This window comes from Elizabethkingia miricola, assembly GCF_001675285.1.
Lineage (GTDB): Bacteria > Bacteroidota > Bacteroidia > Flavobacteriales > Weeksellaceae > Elizabethkingia > Elizabethkingia miricola.
This window is the reverse complement of the sequence record NZ_LSGQ01000018.1, coordinates 1-3472: the sequence shown is the minus strand read 5'-3', so window position 1 is coordinate 3472 and position 3472 is coordinate 1. Positions and strand designations below refer to the sequence as shown.

Sequence of the window (3472 nt, the reverse complement as noted above, 5' to 3'; positions counted from 1 at the left end):
TTGTTCCCAGGAGCGGAATCGAACCACTCCAAAAAACCGTTTGGGATGTTAATTAACAGACCTCTAAGCCTGTATTTGCCTTTTAAGTATTCATAGCGATTCTATTACGTTAGCATCAAAACGAAGGCGTCGTATATACCCGTTACATATTGGTCTGTATGCGTCCTTACCTTTTAGGTTTACATTAGTACTATTGCAGTCTATCGGCTTACGTACTCTGCATTTAGTTAATAACGCCTCCTTACTATACCCAGATATACTATTGTAGTAATCCAACATATACAATCCTTTTGCAATAAATTGTATTTCGAAGTGTTCGAAACTATTCCGGGAAATCAATTTCTTTTTGATGATCATTATATAATTTCTTTAAAATTTTGTATATAATTTTCTCGGAAAATTGTATTACTTATTGTGTAGCAAGGGCCAATATTTTACCCCCTCCAATTCTGTAGCAGCACCTATAGAAAAAAGCATGGCTTCTTCAGTTCCGAAAGCTCTTCGAACAGTATCTGCTAAGGTTACTTTTTGGACAAATGTGGTAAGGTATTTACCTGCCATAGCTTCTCTAATGTTTACACCTTCGCTTTCATCTAGTGTGATATACCAGTTCTTTGGAACTTCTTCATCTTGGAAGAAGTTTATTTTCAAACCCTTCTTATAACCTATTTTCTCACGCATAGCTGGAGAAATAGAGAATTTTCCACTTTTAGACACAGTAAGAACCGGTCTTCCATTGCTTCTGTCATGTGAGCTGACTTCAATTTTTCTTAGTTTCATATTACTATTATTTAAAAAATTCGTTGTTCCCAGGAGCGGAATCGAACCGCTCCAAAAAACCGTTTGGGATGTTTAATTAGTAGACCTCTAATCCTCCTACTAAATCATATTCTGAATCTTCACTTACTAAATGAAGCTGTAGAAGAAAATCTTTGAGCTTTTGTGCTCTTTCTTCCAGATCTTGGATAGGTTTAAAATCGCTTAGAACTACATAAACTTCGTTAGTTTCTCCTGTATAAGCTCCTTCTCCAACTTCAAAGTATTGATAGCCAGTACCTCTCAATACTTCTTCCAAATACTCTCGGATATCGAAATCTTCGTTGTCCTCGAATTCATTGTGGTTTACCATAAAACCGATGCCTTTATTGGCGGAATAATCTACTCCCATAGTATTTAATAATATTGATTTTCAAGTTTTTTTAATTCTTCCTTAGCCAGTTTTAGCCGGCGTTTGTTGTCTCTTTTCTGGATATCGTTAGCGATATCATTCTCCAGGTCTATAATTTCTTCCTTCAGATCTTCAATCTCTGTCTGGAGCTCGTGGCAGCTCTCGCAAACCGTTTCATTTTTCCATTTACAGGAAAAACCATCATGCAGATCAAACCATTCGCCACATCTACACTTTACTGGCATTTCCATTTCGTCCGGATCTTCCATAAAAGTTTTAAAATTTGGGATTATCTATAATGTCCTGTCTTAATAATTTCTGCAAAGGCGGCAGTATTTTTTCTGCAAATCGCATACATGCTTTTTGACATTTTTGAGAATATAAAATGTAAGTATTGCCTTGGTACATTTTTTGGCCAAAGTATTCAACATTCAATTCACAAATAAATTGTCTAAAATCATCCCTGCCAGTACTTCTCCAACCGAAGGACAGATTTCCATAATCTGTAATGCTTGCAAACATTCCATCCGATGTTAGAACGATTTGTGCTAACCAAGAACCTGATTCCGTTCTTAATGTGTAACTCTTTGATTTAATTTCACTCATACTATTATTATTTAAAATTCGTTGTTCCCGCTTACGACTCGAACGTAAGTGCCTGCCCGCCGGGAGAGGATCTGCTATTTTTTTCCTGTGGTGAGAATCCATACAACTGCACCCAAAACCAGGAGTACTACCACATATTCCACGGCTTCTTATTTTTAAAGTGGTCTATTCCCATCATAGCCAGTGTAGTTACACAGCAAATAAATGCTACTATTGCAAGCGCTGCCAGTACATAAGCTGCAAACGGATTATTCGCTAACATTTTCTTCAGTATTTTCGATTGGAAATAAATCTTCGATAATAGTTCCTTCAGGAAAGTCAACAGAAGAGATAGAAAGAGGATAATACTCTTTTTTTCCTTGAGCATTAGTATACCAACTTTCAATAAAGAAAGCAGATCTTACAGGTCTATAAGCATTCTTAATGATATTAACACCGTCTGTGAAGCGTTCAATAGCTAATTCGTCCGCTAACTGCTGTAGCTCCAGTACACGGCTGCTCTTAAGGTTACCCTTTGCATCTTTTTTTAGCAGCTTATTGATCACAGTTACCAGTTTCGCGCTCTTTTCATCAGTAGCAAAGCTTTCAATAACTTCATTAATGATATCAATTCCAGCATTTACAGTGTCGTCCCAACCATCTATACTACGATAGCCATAAGTAATCCCGTTACCCTTATCATCACTAAACGTATGGCTCTGCTGCCCTTGTTTAATTTCAAAAACTTCTGCCTTTTGATCTAATAAAAATCTAAGACTATTAAAAATGTCAAACTTTCCCTGTGATAGCATAGTAGACAAATTTTTAGCTACTTGCACAATCTGAGGAACTGCTTCATTTACGATTTCTTTGTAAGCCTTTCGGTCTTCATCTTTTTGCTTAGTCTGAGCCTGAATGCTAGCTTTTAGTTCGTCTGCAGGAATGTTTTTTAACAATTCTGCTCTTTGTTCTGCTGTAAGAGCATTAAAATCTATTGTTGTCATTGTTTTAATTTTTATATTGATAATTCTTTAGTTAGTTTTTTCTTTTCACGATATTTCCTCGAATATTCGATCATGTATTCTCTATTATTGGCATACCATTTTTTAGAGTGTTCTTTAACACGTTCTTTATTATTAGCCTTCCATTGTTTAACATATTCTTTGACGCGATCATTGTTTTGAAGCCTGTAATTTTCATTGTATCGAAGTTTAGATTCTTTATTATTATCGTACCACTTTTTATTGTATTTTCTAACTTTTACCCGATTATTTGCACGCCATTCCAATGTTCTTTTATTTACACAATCTTTACAGATATTATAAGTTGATGTTACATTTTCTTTTTTGTATACATCGAAGAATGCTATCGGATAGCATTTATTACACTTTATGCAAACTTTTTCTTGATATAAAGCAGTTAAATCAACCTCGCTAATTGTTTTATATTTATAGCTGAAAGTTTTGATTTTTCGCTGACACTCTTCAAAATTTAATCCCTCTAAAATGGCGTCATGCACAATATCTTCATAACAATTAGGAAACCTGTTTTTAGCAATAGAAAGAAGCTTATTATATTCGGAAGTACTTATTGAAACTGCCATAATTATTTTCTTAAATCGTTTGGATAATATTCTGTTGGGGCCTCATATTTGAACTTGTAGATAAGTTCCTTCAGACACGGATAAGGTTCTAAATCGAACATTACCGGTAATTCTAT

General features: G+C 35.0%; 7 protein-coding genes. All 7 read right to left on the bottom strand.

The features are described 5' to 3' along the window. Positions 1 to 405: 405 nt before the first annotated feature. Complete coding sequence (locus ATE49_RS10980; protein ID WP_065082210.1) at positions 406 to 780, bottom strand: hypothetical protein; 375 nt, start codon at positions 778 to 780, stop codon at positions 406 to 408. 76 nt (positions 781 to 856) lie between these two features. Next, positions 857 to 1168 carry a hypothetical protein gene (locus ATE49_RS10975; protein WP_065082209.1) on the bottom strand — a complete coding sequence of 104 codons (312 nt, stop codon included), beginning with the start codon at positions 1166 to 1168 and terminating at the stop codon, positions 857 to 859. A 5-nt stretch (positions 1169 to 1173) separates the two neighbouring features. Continuing rightward, positions 1174 to 1437, bottom strand: a complete 264-nt coding sequence (locus tag ATE49_RS10970) for a hypothetical protein (RefSeq protein WP_065082208.1) — start codon at positions 1435 to 1437, stop codon at positions 1174 to 1176. A 7-nt stretch (positions 1438 to 1444) separates the two neighbouring features. After that, on the bottom strand, positions 1445 to 1774 hold the full coding sequence (locus tag ATE49_RS20605) for a hypothetical protein (RefSeq protein ID WP_260256178.1): 330 nt from the start codon (positions 1772 to 1774) through the stop codon (positions 1445 to 1447). Between the two features lie 127 nt (positions 1775 to 1901). After that, positions 1902 to 2036 (bottom strand): hypothetical protein, encoded by a 135-nt coding sequence (locus tag ATE49_RS20600; protein WP_260213956.1) that lies wholly within the window; start codon positions 2034 to 2036, stop codon positions 1902 to 1904. After that, positions 2023 to 2757: a DUF3164 family protein gene (locus tag ATE49_RS10960; protein WP_081278461.1), complete on the bottom strand. Its 735-nt coding sequence runs from the start codon at positions 2755 to 2757 to the stop codon at positions 2023 to 2025. The genes ATE49_RS20600 and ATE49_RS10960 overlap by 14 nt, the downstream gene beginning before the upstream one ends. An 11-nt stretch (positions 2758 to 2768) precedes the next feature. Continuing rightward, the gene (locus ATE49_RS10955) at positions 2769 to 3356 is read right to left on the bottom strand and encodes a hypothetical protein (protein WP_065082207.1); all 588 of its coding nucleotides are present in this window, start codon (positions 3354 to 3356) and stop codon (positions 2769 to 2771) included. Positions 3357 to 3472: the final 116 nt, after the last annotated feature.

Bases quoted from the DNA above. Each gene is read 5' to 3' on its own strand.
- ATE49_RS20600 (WP_260213956.1), bottom strand. From the start codon at position 2,036: ATGTTAGCGAATAATCCGTTTGCAGCTTATGTACTGGCAGCGCTTGCA.
- ATE49_RS10975 (WP_065082209.1), bottom strand. From the start codon at position 1,168: ATGGGAGTAGATTATTCCGCCAATAAAGGCATCGGTTTTATGGTAAAC.
- ATE49_RS10955 (WP_065082207.1), bottom strand. From the start codon at position 3,356: ATGGCAGTTTCAATAAGTACTTCCGAATATAATAAGCTTCTTTCTATT.
- ATE49_RS10960 (WP_081278461.1), bottom strand. From the start codon at position 2,757: ATGACAACAATAGATTTTAATGCTCTTACAGCAGAACAAAGAGCAGAA.
- ATE49_RS20605 (WP_260256178.1), bottom strand. From the start codon at position 1,774: ATGAGTGAAATTAAATCAAAGAGTTACACATTAAGAACGGAATCAGGT.
- ATE49_RS10970 (WP_065082208.1), bottom strand. From the start codon at position 1,437: ATGGAAGATCCGGACGAAATGGAAATGCCAGTAAAGTGTAGATGTGGC.
- ATE49_RS10980 (WP_065082210.1), bottom strand. From the start codon at position 780: ATGAAACTAAGAAAAATTGAAGTCAGCTCACATGACAGAAGCAATGGA.